Below are 19,112 nucleotides of genomic sequence, written 5' to 3' on the forward strand. Positions count from 1 at the left end.
CCCAAGAAATAAAAAAAGATTGACTACGTGGCGGAGCAGTAAAAAAGAGAACTCAAAATAGAATAAAAGATAGAGCATAAAAGCGAGTAGAACACAGCCTTCGGGTCGGTTTTCTTAATTCGAATTTATGCTCTTTTTTCCTTAAAAATAAAGTTGTGTTTAGTTTGTATTTAATGAAAAATAAATATATTTTAATATTTTTCTATAAACATATGTATAAAGATAAATATATTTATAGGAATATATTTAAAAAGGAATCTACGTTTATAGAAAACTATTTAAAAATGTAAATATTTAAATAGAAAAATATAAACATATGTAAATATTTATAGGAAACATCAAGGTTTCAGCCTAGTATATTTATATAGGTGTCACGTTAAAATAATCTTATTCCTTTTCCTATGTCCCTTTTTCTGTTTAGTTTTCTGCAAAACTTATTATAAAAAAACTGTGATTAATGTGGATATATCTAAAGTAAAAAGGAATGTTTTGTGGATAAATTTATACAGGCCTTAAATAAGATAAAAGGATTCAGAATTTAATAGATAGAAAATTAGAATTGATAAAGGAACTGAAGGATGTTAGCAAAGTGGAATTCCACTAATGCAACAACCTTTTAATTTAAGAAAGTTTCTCTTCTATAATTTCTGGTTCTTCAGAATTATCTATAAAAACATAATAGGAGTATATCAATAAAAGCAAAATTATAAAAATAGCAGAAAATCTATACATAATTGCATAACTTTTATGCTCAGCAATGAAACTTAGAAGAATTGATCCAAGTGTGTAGGATAAATCCATGGAAGATAAGAAAGTTCCGTTGGCAGCTCCTTGCCTATTAGAAGGAGATCGGTTTACAGCCCAAGCCTGAAGAGAAGGCTGAACGGCACCATACCCAAGTCCGTAGAATAAGGAGGAGAGTATAAGCATTAAAATAGAGTTTGCATAGGAGAGAGTTATAAGACCTATTATTAAGCAAATTGAGCCGGGTAATATTACTACAGCATGTCCTTTTTCGTCAAATATTTTTCCAACAAGAGGCCGTGTTATTAAAATCATTGCAACAAATCCAATAAAATAAATCCAAATAGAGGATATTTTTAGCTCCTGCCCGTATAACATTATATAACTCATAATTCCACATAATGTGATTACAAGAAAAAAGCATAATAAAGAAGGCAAGGCCGCTTTTTTTTCAAAGGAATCTTTTAATGAGCATTTGGAAATCGTATTAGATGTTGAAGAGATTTTTATAGTTGATTTAACTTGACTGAGAAATATAATACCAATGCCTACTAAAGTTATTGAAATAAGAACAATATTTTTAAAACTGTATAAATTCATTATTACTATTGCAATCATAGGGGATAATGCCATGGATATTATCATTGAAAGAGAATAGTAGCCCATGCCCTCACCGCGTTTCTCTTTTGGCACAATATTAGAAAAAATTGCAGCAGCACCAGTAGAAGCAAGTCCCCAACCTATACCTTGAATAACGCGGACTAATATTATTGCATCTATTGGAAGCCAGATATATGATAGTGTGCTTCCAGCAAGTATTAGAGCGCCTAAAAGCAGTAGAGGTTTGATTTCGATCCTATCCATAATATTGCCTATGAATAATCTAACAAGTAAAGAAGTTATTGAAAATGTACTTACAACTAGACTAGCTTCTAAATTATTACCGCCACATAGCTTGGCATATGCAGGAAGAGTTGGAGTTAACATATAAAAAGCTAAGTATATAAATAAATTTGAAAGTAGCATAAATATATAATTTTTGGTCCAAAGTTTTGATGCATTAAAATGATTTTTTATTTCCATATTGATTCCTCCTTTTGTATTATAAGCTATTTATATTTTTATCAATTTTTAAAAGAACTGCATTATATACTTCCAGTTTTTCAAGAGATATGTCTTTAAGTAATTTATTAAATAAATCTTCTAAAAAAGGAGAAACCTCTCCAACAAGATTTAAACCACTATCTGTTATATGGATTTCAAAAGAACGTCTATCCTCTTTGCTTGGATGTCTTTCAATAAAAGCCTTTCTTTCAAGTATATCAAGTATTCTAGCTAAAGTGGATTGGTCTTTGCCTGAAACTTCAGCTAAAAGTTTCTGACTTATTTTATTTTGTTTAGAGAGTTTTAATAGTACTGTCCATTGCTCGGTTGTAATATTAAATTTTTCTAACTTATTATTTAGATAAGATGTTAATTTTTTAGAAACTTTATTTGTTAACATTCCAATATCTTGATCATAGGATTCAAACATATAATTACCTCCAGTAAATAAAGTTGTTGTAAATATAATTGTTTTACAAATAATTGCTACAACAACTAATTATAAGTATATTTCAAAAAAAATCAAGACTAATTTGATTATAGAATAAAAACTATAATGAAAAAAAATTTATTAATAATAAAAAGATCCACATTATAAACAAAGTTATCAACAGATTCTGTTGATAACTTTGTTTATAATGTGTGAACAATAACATAAATATTTAATACTTATGCCATTTTTATATTTAATTGATAAAGATATGTTCGACTAATCAATCGAGAGATATATTTAGACGGAATTAATTTAACTGTCTTGTCTATTTTGAGTTATAAATTACTTAAAATTAAATGAATTTAAATGTTGCTGAAGGATTTTAATAAGTTTATATAGTGATTTGATTCTCTAAGAACATGATCAGCAAAGAGTGGTAGAATTATTGATTTTATTTTGCAAGTTAAAAGGCCTTCAGTACCCTGGGCTTTGAAGTTTCTTAGATTAGTGGCTGCACTTAAGGTGGTCTCGGTAAGTTCGGACAAATCTTCTGCTGATTTATCCATATCAGAAGCCTCATCTCTCAATGCCTCGAATTCTTTTCCAAAGTTATTAGCTATATTGAATAATTCTACTTCGGTAGGATCTAGCATTCCTCTAATAGTAAATGAATGTTCTGCTAACTTATCATCCCAAAAGTTTTCAAGTATTAGTATATCTCTCTTAGTACCAATTCCGACACCACTTTGCAATCGTGTTAGAAGTTCTGTAAATATTATTGCTTCACTAAGCACATGGTTTAGAACTGCAGGATATAAAGTCGTAAATACCTTACAAGATAGGACATCATTTCTAAGTTTTGTTTTAAATTTAATAATCATATTAGTTGCAGCTATAGACTGGTGGTTAAGCATATATACATTATCGGTTAACATAGATGTATCACTATTTCTCATGCCAGATATTAATGACTTTTCCATAGAAGTTATATTAGAGTCTATAAAGATTCCAGTAGCAAATTGAGTAGCCTTTTCGGCATCAATTGTATATTTTGTGATTATTTCATTGGAATCTAATGTTTCGAAAGGGATAACTCCATCTGATAGTAATATGGCACGAGAGAGTAACGTTGTAAATTCATTTTTAAAGGCATCAGCTTGACTTATAAGATCTTTGTTCTTTGGTGGTAGGGCTGCTTCAATAAATATCGAATGTTCTCGCATAATTCTTAGAAAGAATAAGTTTAATTCTAAAGATTGGTTAATAAACTCTTGTTTTGATAGCATTTTCTACTCCTGAATATATTCTTTATATCTTTATTAATATATTCAAAAATAAAAATTAAGTGATATATTAATTTTTATCAATTCGCATTATTATGGAAGCTGGGTGGTAAATAATATATAATAAAATAAAAGTTATATATACTTTAGGATGAGGTAGATAATGAATAAAGAAATAGTAACTAAAGGCTTCGATGAATTAGAGCTAGGAAAAGATATTAAATTTATATTGATTGATAAAGATGGAGTTATATTGGAATATAGGGTCATTTCTACAGAGCAAGAGTTATTGGAATATCTTGATGACCATAAAGGTCATACGGAAAATAGAAGTGGCTTATTAGTGACATTTGAATGTAATAATATTTTAGGAGAATTTTATAATACTATATTTTTAAAGAAATTTAGATTTGATAGCTATTCTAATCTCAAAATGGATAGTCATTTACGACTGATACTTAATAATTGTGAATTTGTTGAGGATATAGAATTATTAGGGGGAGATTATAAAAGAATAAAAATCAATAATTGCATAATAAGAAATAACATGTTTATAAGGTTCATAAACTGTGATAAGTTAAGAATAAGTGAAACTGTGGTTAAAGAAAGCATAATAGTGGAGAATTCTGAGGTTGGAAAGTTCTATGGAAATGCATCTATATTTAAAGAAAATTTGCTTTTCCAAGAAGTTAACATACTGAATGATTTTATCCTTGACAAAATTAAAGGAGAAAAGGAATTATGCTTTGTTGATTGTAGATTTGAAGGATTAAGCAAGTTGGAGTTAGATATAAATGGGGAATTAAGTTTTTTGCAGTGTTCTTTTTATAAAAAATCAGAAATTAATTTTGATGATATCAAAGGTAAGTTTAGTCTGTATAAAACTAATTTCTCAGATAAATGTTATCTGGAATATGAACTATTGGAAAACAAAAAGTACAAGCCTCTAATTTTTGACAATGACTTTAAGAAAACAAAATGGAACTTTTTGATCGTATCAGATATATATAAATCTAGTGGAAGGATAGATCAATACCTTGAAACGCTTTATTATTTTAAGAAGTATGAGAGATTAGAGAGAAAAAGTAAAAATAAAGGTAATTTTAATTTGCTGTATTATTTAATTGGCATAACTACAAAGTACTATACAAGTTGGGAGAGAACATTATTGTCTATGGTAGTGGTGATTGTTTCATTTTTTCTACTATACTGTTTCTTTCCTAATTTGCTGATGTGTAAGGATGTTCAATTGAATTCAAAAAATCTATTCATAACAGTATTTGAAATGCTGAAGAATTCGAATTTTGATGCTAATTTTTTAATTAGTAAGTTTGGTAATACATTATATTTTACAATAATAACATTTACAACCGTTGGATATGGTGATATAATCCCGCTAAACTGGATGAAGATGGCTGTTAGTTTAGAGTCATTCTTGGGAGTGTTTTTTACATCGAGCTTTGTAGTATCTCTATCAAGAAGATTTATGTAATGAAAGTAAATATATTAATTTCAAAGTTAAAGTCTTAAAATTAACTCTTGAAAACTTATGAATATCAATAAAAAAATCACTGCATTTTTGCGGTGATTTTTATTTATCAAAGTTCATTAGCTTGACAAATAGTTATTGAATAGTATACTGTATTTTATACAGTATGGTGTTCAATATGCAGAGTCTATAATAATAGGAGGTGAAAACATGGGGGAAAATGATGCTAAAGAAAAGTTGATAGATGTTACTATACATATGATATGTGAAGGCAAAAAGCCTAGTGAAATTACCGTAAAAGATATTACCGAGAAGGCAGGACTTGGTAATGGAATGGTAAACTATCATTTCCAGAGTAAAGATAATTTAATTCGTCTAGCAGTAAAAAAGGTTATGAGTTGTGCAACGAGATCTTTAAGTGAGAAAATGAAATCAAAGAGTAATGAATCATCAATTTATAGACTCACCTTCATATTAAAAGAAGTTGCAAACTTTATTGCAGATAATTCTGAAATTTCTAAGATTGCGATTTTAGATGACTTAGAGAATAATCAGATGACAGCACATTTACTAGGGTCAGAAGAGGAATACAATAAGTGCCTTAGGGAACTTTATGGAGATGACACGCATAAATTTTGGGTTAAGAACTACTTAATTGCAGGATATTTAAATTACATATTCTTAAAGGCAGAAAATATAAAGAATGAAATGGGATTTGATTTCTATAAAAAAGAGGATAGAGAAAAAGCAATTGAGAATTTAGTTAATGAATTAGCCAATTGTAATATGTCTAAGATGAAATAGGTAGGCAAATTTATATAAATATATTGTGGATACTTAAAAATAATAATAGATAAATTTAATATAAAAGGAGTAATTATACTATGATGATTGTAGATAAAGAAAAGTGTGTGGGATGTGGACTTTGTGTTAAAGATTGTTTTCCTAATGATATTGAGATAAATGGAAACAAGGCAGAAATCAAAAATGTTAGATGTATGAAGTGTGGACACTGCATTGCAGTTTGCCCTAAAGGAGCAGTATCTACAGATGAATATAATATGGAAGATGTAAAAGATTATAATGAGTCTGAGTTTAAGATAGAATCGGAGAAACTTCTTAATTTTATTAAATTTAGGAGAACTACAAGACAATTTAAAGATAAAGAAGTAGAAAAAGAAAAGATATTAAAAATTATTGAAGCTGGTAGATTCACTCAAACTGGAACTAATAGTCAAAATGTTTCATATGTAGTTGTGGAAGATAATATTGAATTATTGAAGGAATTGGCTTTAAAAAACTTAAAAACTAGAGGGGAAGAAATACTTAAAAATCTAAATCCACAAACTTTACCTTTCAAGAGATATGCACAAATGTGGATTAAAATGTATAATGACTATAAAGAGGATTCTAAGAAGAATGATAAATTATTTTTTAATGCACCTGCGTTAATTCTTGTAGTTTCAGACTCGACTGTAAATGCTTCTTTAGCGTCATCTAATATGGAGCTTATGACTAATGCTTTAGGCCTTGGAACATTTTTTAGTGGATTCTTTACAATGGCAGCACAGGGAAATGATGAAATAAGAGACTTACTTGGTTTAAAAGGTAAAGAAGAAATTGTAACATGTATGGTTGTTGGATATCCTAATGTGAAATATGTTAGAACTGTTCCAAGAAGAGATGCAAATATCTCTTGGAAATAAGAATTAATATTATATAGTAAAAATAGAGTTATCTTAGATTGGGTTCGCGGTATAAGATAACTCTATTTTATTTATAAAAAATTAAAGATCTTTGTAATCCAGCCTAATTATTTATGATAATAAAATAATTAGGCTAAATTAAATATTAAATTAGCTTAACATTTATCTTCGCAAGTAAAAGTGAATATTAAAATTAAGGATATTCAATCAGCTTATTTTCGACTACTTGAATATAGTAAAATACAATGTTATCATGAAAATATTATATTTAGCCTATTAAGTTATATTATTACAGATAAGTTGTGTTTATATTTGCTATTTGTAGTATTATGTATATTAATGTAGTTAATTCTAGAGAAAGATAAAGTTTATAGGAGTGTTAATGAAATGAATAGGAATAGTAAGCTGTTTAGAAAGATAGTGATTGGAATTATCATTATGCTTCTACTCCCAACTGTAACTGTTGGATTAGTAGCAATTTTTAAGTCTGATGTTGTTTTGGAGAATAATTTGAAGACTACAAGTGTTCAAACTATTAAAGAAGTTGATAAGGGTTTTTCGCAATATCTAGAAATTTTGAATACTCAATTGAGAGTAATATCGAAAAATGCCAATATCAAAGATTTATCAAATCCGCAAGTAGATCATGCACTAATATCTAAATATGTACAAGGTATGTTTAAAGATACCAAGGATTCAATAAATGGAATTATTAATGCAGGATATGCAACTGAATATGGAGAGCTTGTATTAGATAGTGGAACGATGAATATTAATGATTTCAATTATAAAGAAAGGGAATGGTATAAGAAAGCTAAGGAAGCTGATGGAAAGGTTGTATACATAAAACCATATAAAGATAGCGTAACAGGAAAGCAAGTAATGACAGTTGCTCAAGCTGTTAAAGATAATAATGGACAAATCACCGGGGTAATAGTAATAGATATGTCTTTAGATTCTATGCAAGAATATATTAGTAACATAAAACTACTGAATACGGGATTCATAGTACTAGTTGATAACGATGGGGATGTAGTAGCAAATAACAATAATAATAAAGAGATAGATGATAATATTAGTAAATTACCATTTTGGGAATCAGCTAAAAATGAAGAAAGAGGAGTATATAATTGGGAAAATAATGGGAAAGCATTTTATGCCTGTCAAGAAACAGATGCTTTAACAGGGTGGAAAATGGTAGGTATAATTGATGGCAAAGAAGTAACAAATAATGTTTTAACAATGAAGGTAACAGTTATTACTGCTAATTTATTATGTGTAATTATAGGAATAATTATATCAATGATTTCAGCATCGTATATTGTGAAAGAAATACATAAATTAAAAGAAGCGTTTAGTACAGTAGCTGAAGGAGACTTCAGTAAAAGAATAATTGTAACGGCTAAAGATGAATTCGCTGAACTTGGAGATAACTTTAATTTTATGGTAGAGAATATCTCGAAGTTATTGAAAGGAATTCAAAATACATCATCTGATTTATTGGAGGCATCAGGAAATATATCTAGTATGTCTGAGGAAACAACTGCATCAGTATCAGAAGTTTCAAATGCAATACAAGAAGTTGCAAATGGAGCTACAAATCAAGCGCAATCAGCAACAGAGGTCGCAACGAGTACTGAAGAATTATCAAATAGGATAGATGAAGTTGATGGAGAGACTAATCATATTAATGAGTTAGCTGGTGAAGCTGAGAAATTAGGTACTCAAGGATTATCTATACTTAATGACTTGATATTTAAAGCTGAAAAGTCTAAAGAAAATGCAATTAAGTCTGGCGGCATGGTTCATGAAATGGGAGAAAGTATAAATAAAATAAATTATATATCGGATGTAATAGCAGGAATAACTGAACAAACTAATCTTTTAGCTTTAAATGCAAGTATAGAAGCTGCAAGAGCTGGAGAAGCAGGAAAAGGCTTTGCGGTGGTTGCAGAAGAAATCAGAAAGCTAGCAGAAGAATCAAAAAAATCTACAGATGAAATAAAAGCAATTGTTTCAGAAATAAATAATAAGAGCGATTCTACTAAAGTAGCTATGAAAGAAAGTAGAGAAATGTCACAGAAACAAGGAGAAGCAATAAAGGAAACAGAAAGTATATTTAATAAAATAGTTGATTCTATAATTCCTTTAACAGGAGCAATAGAAAATATTAAGGTATTAAATGAAAAAATGAATTTAAATAAAGAGGAAGTTAAGACACAAATTGAAAATATAGCAGCGGTTTCAGAGGAATCAGCATCAATATCTGAAGAGGTTACAGCATCAGCTCAGGAAGTAAATGCAACAATGGCAGAATTAACAGAGTATGCTGGCAATTTGCAGCAAATATCATATAAATTGCAAGAGGAATTAAAGATGTTTACTGTAGAATAGTATTTTAAATAGGAAGACATTGATATAAAGAAAGCCGTCTTTTATAAGTGTATATAAATATATTTAGACACTTATAAAAGACGGCTTTCCCTATATAAGATATTATTTTTACTACATCATTTCTAACATTTGTTTTATTATTCTAGTAGAATTTTTAACTGCGATTGGTACAAATTTCTCATAATCCATATGAGCACCATTATTTGCGTTATCAGAAATAGATCTTATAACTACAAAAGGAATTGCGTTTAGATAGCAAACTTGAGCTATACTAGCGCCTTCCATTTCACAAGATATTGCTCCAAACTCCTGATCAAGCCAATGAATTTTTTCTATATTTGCTATGAATTGGTCACCAGAAGCGATTCTTCCTGTAAAACTATTTAATTCTGCAATTTTCTCGCATGCATTCTTAGCTATAGAAACCATTTCTTTATCACATTTAAAGTCAAATGTATCGAGTCTTGGAATCTGCCCAACCTTATCTCCGAAAGCTGTAGTATCCATGTCATGTTGAACTAAATTTTCAGCAACAACAATATCACCAGGATAAATTTCTTTTCCTATTCCACCAGCAACTCCTACATTGATAATTTTATCTACTTTGTATTCAGATGCTAATATTTGAGTGCAAATAGCTGAATTAACTTTACCGATACCGCAAACTACAGCTACAACATCTTTTCCATATAATTTTCCTTTGTGGAAAGTCATATTAGCCTTATCTTTTTTTTCTTCAATAGTTAAATCATTTAGTAATAGTTCTAATTCTTCTGCCATAGCAGCAATTATTCCAATAATCATATATAAAGTGAGCCTCCTAAAATAATTAATTGATAAATATCATATAACCTATGTATATATTTAATTATTATGTAAATTTATTGAGTAATATATAGAAATTAAAAATGAACAAGTTCTTAATATGAACAAAAGCAGTAAATTTCATCATATCCATACTAAATTCAATAAATTATAGTAAAATAAATATTTTGGTTAAGCATAGATGATACTTAATATATATTATAATCATTAGTTTGACAATTTAATAGATAAATTTGTAAAATTATTTGTGCACTCCATGTGAGGGTAAAAGAAAGGCTTTGGTATTAATTAACATATATATGTAAATAATCATTATTAAGGCTATAATATATAATAATTATACTGCCAATTTTCGATTGTTTTTGTGTTATAATATCAATTAAAAGTATAAGATAATAAGGAGAGAAAATTTATGACAGCACAACATTCTTTATCAAGAACTGAACTTTTGATAGGTAAAGATGGATTAGATAAATTAAAACATAGTAAAGTTATTGTTTTTGGAGTAGGTGGAGTTGGAAGCTACACTATAGAGGCTCTTGCAAGAGCAGGAGTAGGTGAGTTAATCATAGTTGATGATGATACTGTTTGCTTAACAAATTTAAATAGACAAGTGCATGCTACATATAAGACAATAAGTCAACCTAAAGTAGAAGTGATGAAAGAAAGAATATTATCTATAAATAGAACATGCAATGTTATAACACATCAAATTTTTGTTACACAAGAAAATATAGAGTCTATAATTCCTGATGATGTAGATTATGTAGTTGATGCAATAGATACAGTGTCAGCTAAATTAGGTTTAGTAGAATATTGTTATAAAAAGGGCATAAGAATAATGAGTTCTATGGGAACTGGTAATAAATTAGATCCTACACAATTTAAAGTTACAGATATATTTAAGACAAAAATCTGTCCTTTGGCTAAGGTTATGAGATCTGAGTTACGTAAAAGAGGAATAGAAAAATTAAAGGTAGTATATTCAGAAGAAGTTCCGATAAAACCTAACTATGATGATGTTGTTACATGTAAAACAGGATGTGTTTGTACTGGTGGTACTAAGAAGTGCGCTATTAAAAGACAAATACCGGGAAGTATATCATTCGTTCCTCCGGTTGCAGGAATGATAATTGGTGGAGAGGTTATAAAAGATATATTAGAAATAAAGTAATACTAGATTCAGGTATTGGTCTAAAAGCTTCAAGTATATAGTAAATTTATAGTGATTGATTTTAACTGACTCTTTTGGTGAAGTATATTGTATTTTTTTTAGTAAAAGGATACTATATATTTACTTGAAAGAGTTAGTTTTTTTATTAATTATAGACAAATCTAAAAGAAGGTGGGCATCATGAAGCGTATTGATAGAATTTACAATTATATCGAAAATAACTCAAAAAAATTTACAAAGAATAAGCTCTTAGAGGTTAAAGGATTTAGCGCGCAAGAAATAGGAGAATATCTTGAAATATTAAGAAGTAACGTATCGAGGGAACTTAATACACTATGTAGAGATTCCAAAATTATCAAGATTAAAAATAGACCTGTTCTTTACTTTGATAGAAAAAGTTTTGAGGAAATATTATCTGTAAAGTTACCAGACGACTTGGAAGAGATATCAGATATAATGAAATTTGCCTCGAGTGAAGATGTGGTAAGAGATGAAGAGCAATCTCCTTTTAACTATTTAATTGGAGCTAATACTAGCCTAAAAAATCAAATCGAACAAGCAAAGGCTGCGCTCCTATATCCTCCTAATGGACTTCACACCTTGATAATTGGAAGTACAGGAGTTGGAAAAAGCTTATTTGTTAATATAATGTACCAGTATTCAAAATATATAAAAAAGTTACCTGAAGATGCGCCTTTTGTTGTTTTCAATTGTGCAGATTACGCTAATAATCCACAATTACTTTTATCGTATATTTTTGGACATATTAAGGGGGCTTTTACAGGAGCTGATAAGGAAAAAGAGGGAATTGTTGAAAAGGCTGATGGAGGAATACTATTCTTAGATGAGATACATAGATTACCACCAGAAGGGCAAGAAATGATTTTTTATTTTATGGATACAGGAACATATAATAAGCTTGGAGAAACAGATAGGCAGCGCAAAGCTAATGTATTGTTAATAGGTGCTACAACAGAAGATCCTAATTCTACATTACTAAATACTTTTATTAGAAGAATTCCTATAACCATAGTTATTCCGAATTTTGAAGAGAGATCATTACAAGATAAATTAGAACTTATACACTATTTACTTTCTAAGGAAGCTCAACGGGTAAATAAGACTATTAAAATTTCATCGGAGTCGATAAAAGCATTAATTGGAAGTACAACATATGGAAATGTGGGTCAATTAAAGTCAAATATACAGCTAGTTTGTGCCACAGGATTTCTAAATTGCATGAATACAGATAAATGTATTGAGATAAATTTAGATTTACTACCAGAAAGCATGAGAAATGGGATACTTAATTTTGAAGGTAAAATAAAAGATGATTCCAATTTTTGGGGAAGGGTTCCTAGTACATTAGTGGTTAAACCTGATGGTAACAAAACTTTTTTAGAGACTGACGCTTATGAGCCACCATTTAATATTTACAATATTATAGAGGACAAGGCATTTGTTTTACAAGAAGAAGGTATGAGTGACCAAGATATTAAAAATTATATAACAACAGATATAAATGTTCATTTAAAGCAATTTTATGCTAGATTCAAGAATGATGCGTATCGTAGAGAAGGTTTACTGAAAATTGTTGATAAAGATATTGTTGATTTTGCTGAAGAAATAAAAATGTTAGCTGAAAATAGATTGAGCAGAAAGTTAAGTGATAGATTTATATATGCTATAAGCCTACATTTCAGCGCGTTATTTAATCGTATAAAGAAAAACACAGTATCATTTTCAACAAATATTGAGTTAACATTATCATCTAATAGTAAAGAATATGGAGTAGCTAAAGAGATTCATAAGTTAATAGAGGATAGATATAACTTAATAATTCCAGAAGTTGAAATAGAATATTTAGCTTTACTTCTAAGCTCAATACAAGAATTATCACATCAAGAAAGAGTTGGAATAGTAGTTGCATCTCATGGTACAAGCACTGCTACAAGCATGGTGGCAGTGGCTAAAAAACTTTTTGATGCAGATAATATTGCAGCAGTTGATATGCCGCTTGAAAGAAAACCTTCTGATATTATAGACAGTGTTATTGAAAAAGTTAAGCAAGTAGATGAAGGCAAAGGTGTATTACTTTTAGTAGATATGGGATCTTTAAATAGTTTTGGTGAAACTATAACGAAAAAGACCAAGATAAATATTAAGAGTATTGATATGGTATCAACGGCTCTAGTACTAGAAGCAGTCAGAAAATGCTCAATTTTTGATGCTGATCTAAATTCAGTATATTCATATTTAATTACTGATTTTAGAGGATATACTAATAATATGATGACAGAAGGTAAAATGGGAGAAGAGAATGCTATAATTACAATTTGTTCAACAGGTAAGGGCGCTGCGATTAAACTCAAGGAGCTAGTTGAAGCTGTAGCAAAGAATATCTCAATTAACGATAATGTTAGAATAATCCCAGTAGGATTAAACAATTTAAATGAGTCAATAAAACAGATTTCGCGAAAAAATAAAATTTTAGCACTTGTGGGAATAGCAAATCCTAATATGGGAATTCCATTTATATCGATTGAAGAACTAATTGATGGATCTGGAGAAAATATTTTAAGAAATATAATTGAAGGAAAGGACATTAATCCGGTTATAAAAGGAGAAAATCAGATTGTTTTAAAAAATCTTTGTAAGCAAACTTTAACAGAGATTTTAACCTTTCTTAATCCTGAAAAGATATATTCGTTATTAGATGATTTTATAAAATCTATCGAAAGATCTTTGAATGTACATTATGAGAATCCAACTAAACTAAGAATTATGTTTCATGTTGCATGCGCATTAGAAAGGATGCTTTTAAATAATGGACTGGTATATGATTCATCTGATTCAGAATTAAATCCAAGATATCTGGAAGTGTTAAGAAGAGCAAATTTAATATTTAAAGAAGCTTTATCAATAGAGCTGACGGATGATGAGCTATACTATATGATTGATGTTATAGATGTGTGTTAAATTTAGTTTATATAAGAAAAATAATGTGTCAAAATACAATTAAAAGTGTGTCAAATAATACTTTAGAGTGTCAAGGTGAAAACTTATTCGCATTGTATGCGTTTAGAATTCATGTTTGGAGAAAAGTATTTGTTGACACACTTTTTTTGGCATGGGAATTGCTAGGTATATTGGTATAGAAATAATATATGTAGCAGGAAAGGATGATGAAATAATGATAGCAGTAATCATAGGTACTCATGGTATATTCTCGGAAGAAATCCTGAAATCAGCTGAAATGATTTTTGGAGCCCAAGAAAATGTGGGAAGTGTTACTTTTCAGCCAGGGGAGGGTATAGATGCTCTAGTTGAAAAATATAATTCACTTATAGAAAAAATGAATTCAACAGATGGCGTATTGTTCATGGTAGACCTTTTTGGAGGAAGTCCATTTAATGCAGCAAGCATAATTGCAATGAAACATGAGAATATGGAAATTGTGACAGGTGTTAATCTCCCAATGATATTAGAGGTTCTAGGAAGTAGAGATTTTTCAAGTGTGTCAGAACTTTTATCAATTGCAGAAAATTCCGGAAAGGAGGCTATAAGAACTTTATCTAAAAATATTGAAGAGGATTTAGATGATGAGATAATATAGCAACCTATGATTAGTTAGTATAAGAATTACATGAATTTAATTATAATATAAAATTTGAAAGGTGAGATATAAAGATGGAAATTAGTTTTGTAAGAATAGATGACAGATTAATACATGGACAAGTTGCAACAGTTTGGACGAAGTATAGTGGATGCAATAGAATATTTGCCTGCAGTGATGAAGTTGCAGCAGATGACTTAAGAAAACAATTAGTAATTCAAGTAGCGCCTCCAGGGATAAAAGCATATGTGCTTCCAATAGCAAAGGCAATTGAAGCATATAATAATCCTAAATTTGACAGTTTTAAAACTTTATTCTTATTTACAAACCCTACAGATGTATTAAGAATGGTTGAAGGTGGAGTACCTATTGAATCTGTAAACGTTGGGGGAATGTGCTATAAAGCTGGAGATAAACAGGTTACAAATGCATTGTGCATGAATGATGTTGATATTGAGGCATTTAAAAAGCTTAATGAAAAAGGCATCGAATTAGAGGTGAGGAAACTAGCAAAAGATCCTAAAGTAAATTTGATGGACAAATTTAAAGAATTACAACTTATATAGACATAAATTTTACCTAAAAACCAAAGATAAGATCCTTTAAAAACTCTTAGATTTTGATAGAAGGAATAATAAATCCTGTTAAAAGATTAGATATATAAAATTTAAAAAAGTTTTTATATATAAATTAAAAGAAAGAGGGGAATTTACAAATGAGCACTTTACAATTAATTTTATTAGTAATAGTTGCAGCAATTACTGGTATGGCAAGTGTACTTGATGAGGCACAATTTCATAGACCAATAATTGCATGTACATTGGTTGGACTTGTACTAGGGGATATTAAAACAGGAATTATACTAGGTGGAACACTTGAAATGTTAGCATTAGGATGGATGAATGTTGGTGCAGCTATGGCACCAGATGCGGCACTTGCAAGTGTAATTTCAGCAATACTTGTTATAATCGGTAAACAATCAATTGGAGCAGGTATAGCAGTAGCAGTACCAATTGCAGCTGCAGGACAAGTTCTTACTATATTTGTGAGAACAATAACTGTATTTTTCCAACACTTAGCTGATAAATATGCTGAAAAGGGTAACACAAGAGGAATAGAAATGTGTCATATACTAGGGTTATCACTTCAAGCAATACGTGTAGCGATACCAGCAGCCATAGTAGGAGTACTTGCAGGAACAGATGCAGTAAATGCAGCACTTGCAGCTATACCACAAGTTATTACAAGAGGACTTCAAGTGTCAGGTGGATTTATAGTAGTTGTTGGTTATGCAATGGTAATGAATATGATGAATAGTAAATCATTACTACCATTCTTCTTCATTGGATTTCTACTAGCAGCATTTACAAACTTCAATTTAATTGGTTTTGGTGCTGTAGGTGTTATTGCAGCAATATTCCATATAAAATCAATAGCTAATGAAGGTAAAGTAGCGGTAGCTGGAACAGGAAGTATTGATGATATTGATGATTCAGAGTTAATGTAAGTACAGAAAGGAGATAAAATAATGAGTGAAAAGAAATTAAATAAAAGTGATATAGTAAAAATGTTTATCCGTTCAAATTTCTTATTGGGATCATTTAATTTTGAAAGAATGCAAGCAATAGGTTTTTGTGTTACATTAATTCCAGCTTTGAAGAAATTATATAAAGGTGACGAATTAAGTGCAGCACTTAAAAGACATTTAGAATTCTTTAATACACAACCATTTATGGCAACGCCAATTATGGGAATAACAGCTGCCATGGAAGAACAAAAGGCAAATGGGGCAGATATAGATGAGGCATCAATAAGTGGTGTTAAGATCGGTCTTATGGGACCACTTGCCGGAGTTGGAGACCCAATATTCTGGGGAACACTAAGACCTGTACTTGCAGCATTAGGGGCAGGACTTGCACTTACAGGAAGTATAATTGGACCATTAATTTTCTTCATAGGATTCAATGCAATAAGACTTGCAACAAACTGGTATGGAATGTTCTATGGATATGAAAAAGGAACTCAATTAGTTGCTGATATGGGAGGAAATAAACTTAGGTATCTTACAGAAGGTGCTTCAGTACTTGGATTACTTGTTATAGGTGGTCTTGTTTCAAAATGGACAACTGTTAATATACCTTTTGTTCTCTCTAAATATACACAAGCTGATGGAAAAGAAGTAGTTACAACTATTCAAAGTGTACTAGACAGCTTAATGCCAGGATTAGTTCCGCTTTTACTAACATTTTTATGTATGTATCTATTAAAGAAGAACGTGAATCCATTAATAATAATCTTTGGATTATTTGCAGTAGGTATTTTGGGCGTAGCTTGTGGAATATTACAGTAGATATATAAATATCAAATAAATAAACGGTTAAATTAGATAATATAGTAAACTTCCTTAAAAATAGAACCCGCAATATATTAGCATGGTATGTAGAAATATCAACAATATATTGTGGGTTTTGTGTATAAGTATGTACTAAATCCGACTTTTGTGGATAAAATTTATGCATTAGGTCCAAGTATATAGCTACAATAGTAAATTTGCATTTAATATCTGAATAATGTAAGTTCACAATCAAGATTAAATCTAGAAAACCAATATTAGTATATATGGTGCTATAAAAATATGAAATATATAATCTCTTATATATTTTAAAAAGAGAGGGTTATTTATGAAACTAGAGTATAATTATATTGCTTTTCTAATTATCAATTTTTAGTTAGTGTAAGAAGGGCGTATAGGGTTATGAGGTGGCACTTATGTAACCAGTAATAATCTTCTATATAGAATTTAGAGAAATATAATTGATAAGAGTAACTAAGATTACAGCAAAAAGGAAAATTAAAATAAGTGTTGAATGATTATATAGGAATGTTGAATAGTGAAATTGAAAATAATAAATAATGGATTAAGAATCGAGAAGACAGATTTTCATAATTGTAGAGGGGAATTATATGGAATCAAACATGAAAGTAAAGATACAAGGAAATAGATCGAATAAAACAGAATATTTAATAAGAGATATGGATGATATTATCATTGGTAGATTCAGTACTGATGAATTAACTGACAGAAGCAAAACATGCAACGTCAATCTTAAGTTCTATAGAGAATATAATTATGAATTATTAAGTGATACACTATCGCTTATATTAAAGGGAATATTTAAAGATTCGAATATTTTTAAGGTTAACATAAAAGTTCTTGAAAAAATAGACTTAACTGCATTTTTAGATCTAGGTTTTACTCTAGAAGGAATATTTAATGAAAATGAATATTTTCAAGGTGAATATCTTGATGAACTGTCATTTGGTATAACTAGAATTGAATATGACCAAATGTGCAGGTATTCATTAGTGGAATTAAAAGGGGAAAATATAATTCTTAGAAATCTGACTCCTAGCAATGCTCAAGAAATGTTGGATTATTATAAAAGAAATAAAAATTACTTGGCTCCTTTCGAACCAAGTAGAGATAGTGATTTCTACACAGTTGAGACACAAAGAAAATTGTTAAATAAGAGTTATAAGGAATTTTTGAATGGAACAAGTGTAGATTTGGGTATTTTTAAAGAAGAAAAATTGATTGGAAAGATAAAACTTTCACGAATTATATATGGATCGTTGAAGAATGGCATATTAGGTTATTCAATAGATGAAAATGAGCAGGGGAATGGCTATATGCAAGAGAGTGTAAAACTGCTACTAAATTATGCGTTTAAAGAATGTGGTCTTCATAGAATAGAAGCATCAGCTTTGATAAATAACAAAAAATCCAAAAATGTATTAACTAAATGTGGATTCAGATTAATTGGAGTAAATGAAAAATATCTATTAATTAATGGAAAGTGGGAGGATCATGAGACCTATTATATATTAGAAGAATACTTAAATAACTATTAACTATACCTAGCGTATCAATAGTAGAAATGAGAAGAAAAATGGAGTTTGGTATAGGTTTTAAGATTTAAATGGTATAAATGATGGTTTTTGCCAGAATGGCTAATGGACTATGTGTTAAGATAAAACACGTCGCTAAGAGACATGAACAAAACAACTTAAGACTGAAAAGATTTTAATAAAGAAGAAATTAAAAGTTTTTTACGAAAGTTGTTGACAATGTCGAATGGTGATGATATGATAAAATCCTCGCTAAGAGATGCAAAATTAATAACTTAAAGCTAATAGAACTACTGAAAAATGAGTTCAAAAAGTTTTTTGAAAAAGTTGTTGACAAGCTTCGAAAGCGGTGATATACTGAATAAGCTGTCAGAAACGACAGATAACAACAAAACATTACAACAGTAGTTGTAAGAAAGAAAAATTGGTCTTTGA

The 19,112-nt window shown here is 29.4% G+C and carries 15 protein-coding genes; 11 read left to right on the forward strand and 4 right to left on the reverse strand.

The annotated features are described in order from the left end of the window. Positions 1-621: 621 nt before the first annotated feature. The 3 genes from L1S46_RS11670 to L1S46_RS11680 all read right to left on the reverse strand — a co-directional run bounded on the left by L1S46_RS11670 (position 622) and on the right by L1S46_RS11680 (position 3,567). Positions 622-1,827: an MFS transporter gene (locus L1S46_RS11670; protein ID WP_017212261.1), complete on the reverse strand. Its 1,206-nt coding sequence runs from the start codon at positions 1,825-1,827 to the stop codon at positions 622-624. Positions 1,828-1,846: 19 nt separating this feature from the next. Continuing rightward, a complete protein-coding gene (locus L1S46_RS11675; RefSeq protein ID WP_238900068.1) occupies positions 1,847-2,278 on the reverse strand; it encodes a MarR family transcriptional regulator in 432 nt (143 codons plus the stop codon). A 365-nt stretch (positions 2,279-2,643) separates the two neighbouring features. Beyond that, the gene (locus L1S46_RS11680; RefSeq protein WP_041900530.1) at positions 2,644-3,567 is read right to left on the reverse strand and encodes a DUF2935 domain-containing protein; all 924 of its coding nucleotides are present in this window, start codon (positions 3,565-3,567) and stop codon (positions 2,644-2,646) included. Positions 3,568-3,727: 160 nt separating this feature from the next. On the opposite strand from L1S46_RS11680, the gene L1S46_RS11685 reads away from it, so the two are divergent. The 4 genes from L1S46_RS11685 (at position 3,728) to L1S46_RS11700 (ending at position 9,153) form a co-directional block, all read left to right on the forward strand. Next, on the forward strand, positions 3,728-5,056 hold the full coding sequence (locus L1S46_RS11685; protein WP_238900069.1) for a potassium channel family protein: 1,329 nt from the start codon (positions 3,728-3,730) through the stop codon (positions 5,054-5,056). A gap of 207 nt (positions 5,057-5,263) precedes the next feature. Then, on the forward strand, positions 5,264-5,857 hold the full coding sequence (locus L1S46_RS11690; RefSeq protein WP_038458100.1) for a TetR/AcrR family transcriptional regulator: 594 nt from the start codon (positions 5,264-5,266) through the stop codon (positions 5,855-5,857). A gap of 80 nt (positions 5,858-5,937) precedes the next feature. Continuing rightward, positions 5,938-6,759 carry a nitroreductase family protein gene (locus tag L1S46_RS11695; RefSeq protein WP_238900070.1) on the forward strand — a complete coding sequence of 274 codons (822 nt, stop codon included), beginning with the start codon at positions 5,938-5,940 and terminating at the stop codon, positions 6,757-6,759. Between the two features lie 387 nt (positions 6,760-7,146). After that, entirely contained in the window at positions 7,147-9,153 is a 2,007-nt protein-coding gene (locus L1S46_RS11700; RefSeq protein ID WP_238900071.1) for a methyl-accepting chemotaxis protein, read from the forward strand. A 111-nt stretch (positions 9,154-9,264) separates the two neighbouring features. Here L1S46_RS11700 and L1S46_RS11705 read toward each other — a convergent pair whose 3' ends face one another. Further along, positions 9,265-9,957 carry a 5'-methylthioadenosine/adenosylhomocysteine nucleosidase gene (locus L1S46_RS11705; RefSeq protein WP_012061067.1) on the reverse strand — a complete coding sequence of 231 codons (693 nt, stop codon included), beginning with the start codon at positions 9,955-9,957 and terminating at the stop codon, positions 9,265-9,267. 433 nt (positions 9,958-10,390) lie between these two features. On the opposite strand from L1S46_RS11705, the gene L1S46_RS11710 reads away from it, so the two are divergent. The 7 genes from L1S46_RS11710 to L1S46_RS11740 all read left to right on the forward strand — a co-directional run bounded on the left by L1S46_RS11710 (position 10,391) and on the right by L1S46_RS11740 (position 18,680). Further along, the gene (locus L1S46_RS11710; RefSeq protein ID WP_017212254.1) at positions 10,391-11,152 is read left to right on the forward strand and encodes a tRNA threonylcarbamoyladenosine dehydratase; all 762 of its coding nucleotides are present in this window, start codon (positions 10,391-10,393) and stop codon (positions 11,150-11,152) included. Positions 11,153-11,332: 180 nt separating this feature from the next. Continuing rightward, positions 11,333-14,131 carry a sigma-54-dependent transcriptional regulator gene (locus L1S46_RS11715; protein ID WP_238900072.1) on the forward strand — a complete coding sequence of 933 codons (2,799 nt, stop codon included), beginning with the start codon at positions 11,333-11,335 and terminating at the stop codon, positions 14,129-14,131. 214 nt (positions 14,132-14,345) lie between these two features. After that, positions 14,346-14,768 (forward strand): mannose/fructose/sorbose PTS transporter subunit IIA, encoded by a 423-nt coding sequence (locus L1S46_RS11720; RefSeq protein WP_012061064.1) that lies wholly within the window; start codon positions 14,346-14,348, stop codon positions 14,766-14,768. A 74-nt stretch (positions 14,769-14,842) separates the two neighbouring features. After that, positions 14,843-15,334 (forward strand): mannose/fructose/sorbose PTS transporter subunit IIB, encoded by a 492-nt coding sequence (locus L1S46_RS11725; RefSeq protein WP_012061063.1) that lies wholly within the window; start codon positions 14,843-14,845, stop codon positions 15,332-15,334. A 149-nt stretch (positions 15,335-15,483) separates the two neighbouring features. Then, on the forward strand, positions 15,484-16,275 hold the full coding sequence (locus L1S46_RS11730) for a PTS mannose/fructose/sorbose transporter subunit IIC (RefSeq protein ID WP_012061062.1): 792 nt from the start codon (positions 15,484-15,486) through the stop codon (positions 16,273-16,275). Between the two features lie 21 nt (positions 16,276-16,296). Continuing rightward, positions 16,297-17,118 carry a PTS mannose transporter subunit IID gene (gene manZ / locus L1S46_RS11735; RefSeq protein WP_012061061.1) on the forward strand — a complete coding sequence of 274 codons (822 nt, stop codon included), beginning with the start codon at positions 16,297-16,299 and terminating at the stop codon, positions 17,116-17,118. Between the two features lie 614 nt (positions 17,119-17,732). After that, the gene (locus L1S46_RS11740; protein WP_012061060.1) at positions 17,733-18,680 is read left to right on the forward strand and encodes a GNAT family protein; all 948 of its coding nucleotides are present in this window, start codon (positions 17,733-17,735) and stop codon (positions 18,678-18,680) included. Positions 18,681-19,112: the final 432 nt, after the last annotated feature.

It is taken from the genome of Clostridium sp. YIM B02500, from assembly GCF_022324665.1.
Taxonomy (GTDB): domain Bacteria; phylum Bacillota; class Clostridia; order Clostridiales; family Clostridiaceae; genus Clostridium; species Clostridium beijerinckii.

Excerpts from the sequence above, each read along its gene's own strand:
- L1S46_RS11730 (WP_012061062.1), top strand. The coding sequence starts at position 15,484 with ATGAGCACTTTACAATTAATTTTATTAGTAATAGTTGCAGCAATTACT.
- L1S46_RS11725 (WP_012061063.1), top strand. The coding sequence starts at position 14,843 with ATGGAAATTAGTTTTGTAAGAATAGATGACAGATTAATACATGGACAA.
- manZ (WP_012061061.1), top strand. The coding sequence starts at position 16,297 with ATGAGTGAAAAGAAATTAAATAAAAGTGATATAGTAAAAATGTTTATC.
- L1S46_RS11670 (WP_017212261.1), bottom strand. The coding sequence starts at position 1,827 with ATGGAAATAAAAAATCATTTTAATGCATCAAAACTTTGGACCAAAAAT.
- L1S46_RS11675 (WP_238900068.1), bottom strand. The coding sequence starts at position 2,278 with ATGTTTGAATCCTATGATCAAGATATTGGAATGTTAACAAATAAAGTT.
- L1S46_RS11715 (WP_238900072.1), top strand. The coding sequence starts at position 11,333 with ATGAAGCGTATTGATAGAATTTACAATTATATCGAAAATAACTCAAAA.
- L1S46_RS11690 (WP_038458100.1), top strand. The coding sequence starts at position 5,264 with ATGGGGGAAAATGATGCTAAAGAAAAGTTGATAGATGTTACTATACAT.
- L1S46_RS11720 (WP_012061064.1), top strand. The coding sequence starts at position 14,346 with ATGATAGCAGTAATCATAGGTACTCATGGTATATTCTCGGAAGAAATC.
- L1S46_RS11695 (WP_238900070.1), top strand. The coding sequence starts at position 5,938 with ATGATGATTGTAGATAAAGAAAAGTGTGTGGGATGTGGACTTTGTGTT.
- L1S46_RS11685 (WP_238900069.1), top strand. The coding sequence starts at position 3,728 with ATGAATAAAGAAATAGTAACTAAAGGCTTCGATGAATTAGAGCTAGGA.
- L1S46_RS11680 (WP_041900530.1), bottom strand. The coding sequence starts at position 3,567 with ATGCTATCAAAACAAGAGTTTATTAACCAATCTTTAGAATTAAACTTA.
- L1S46_RS11705 (WP_012061067.1), bottom strand. The coding sequence starts at position 9,957 with ATGATTATTGGAATAATTGCTGCTATGGCAGAAGAATTAGAACTATTA.
- L1S46_RS11740 (WP_012061060.1), top strand. The coding sequence starts at position 17,733 with ATGGAATCAAACATGAAAGTAAAGATACAAGGAAATAGATCGAATAAA.
- L1S46_RS11700 (WP_238900071.1), top strand. The coding sequence starts at position 7,147 with ATGAATAGGAATAGTAAGCTGTTTAGAAAGATAGTGATTGGAATTATC.
- L1S46_RS11710 (WP_017212254.1), top strand. The coding sequence starts at position 10,391 with ATGACAGCACAACATTCTTTATCAAGAACTGAACTTTTGATAGGTAAA.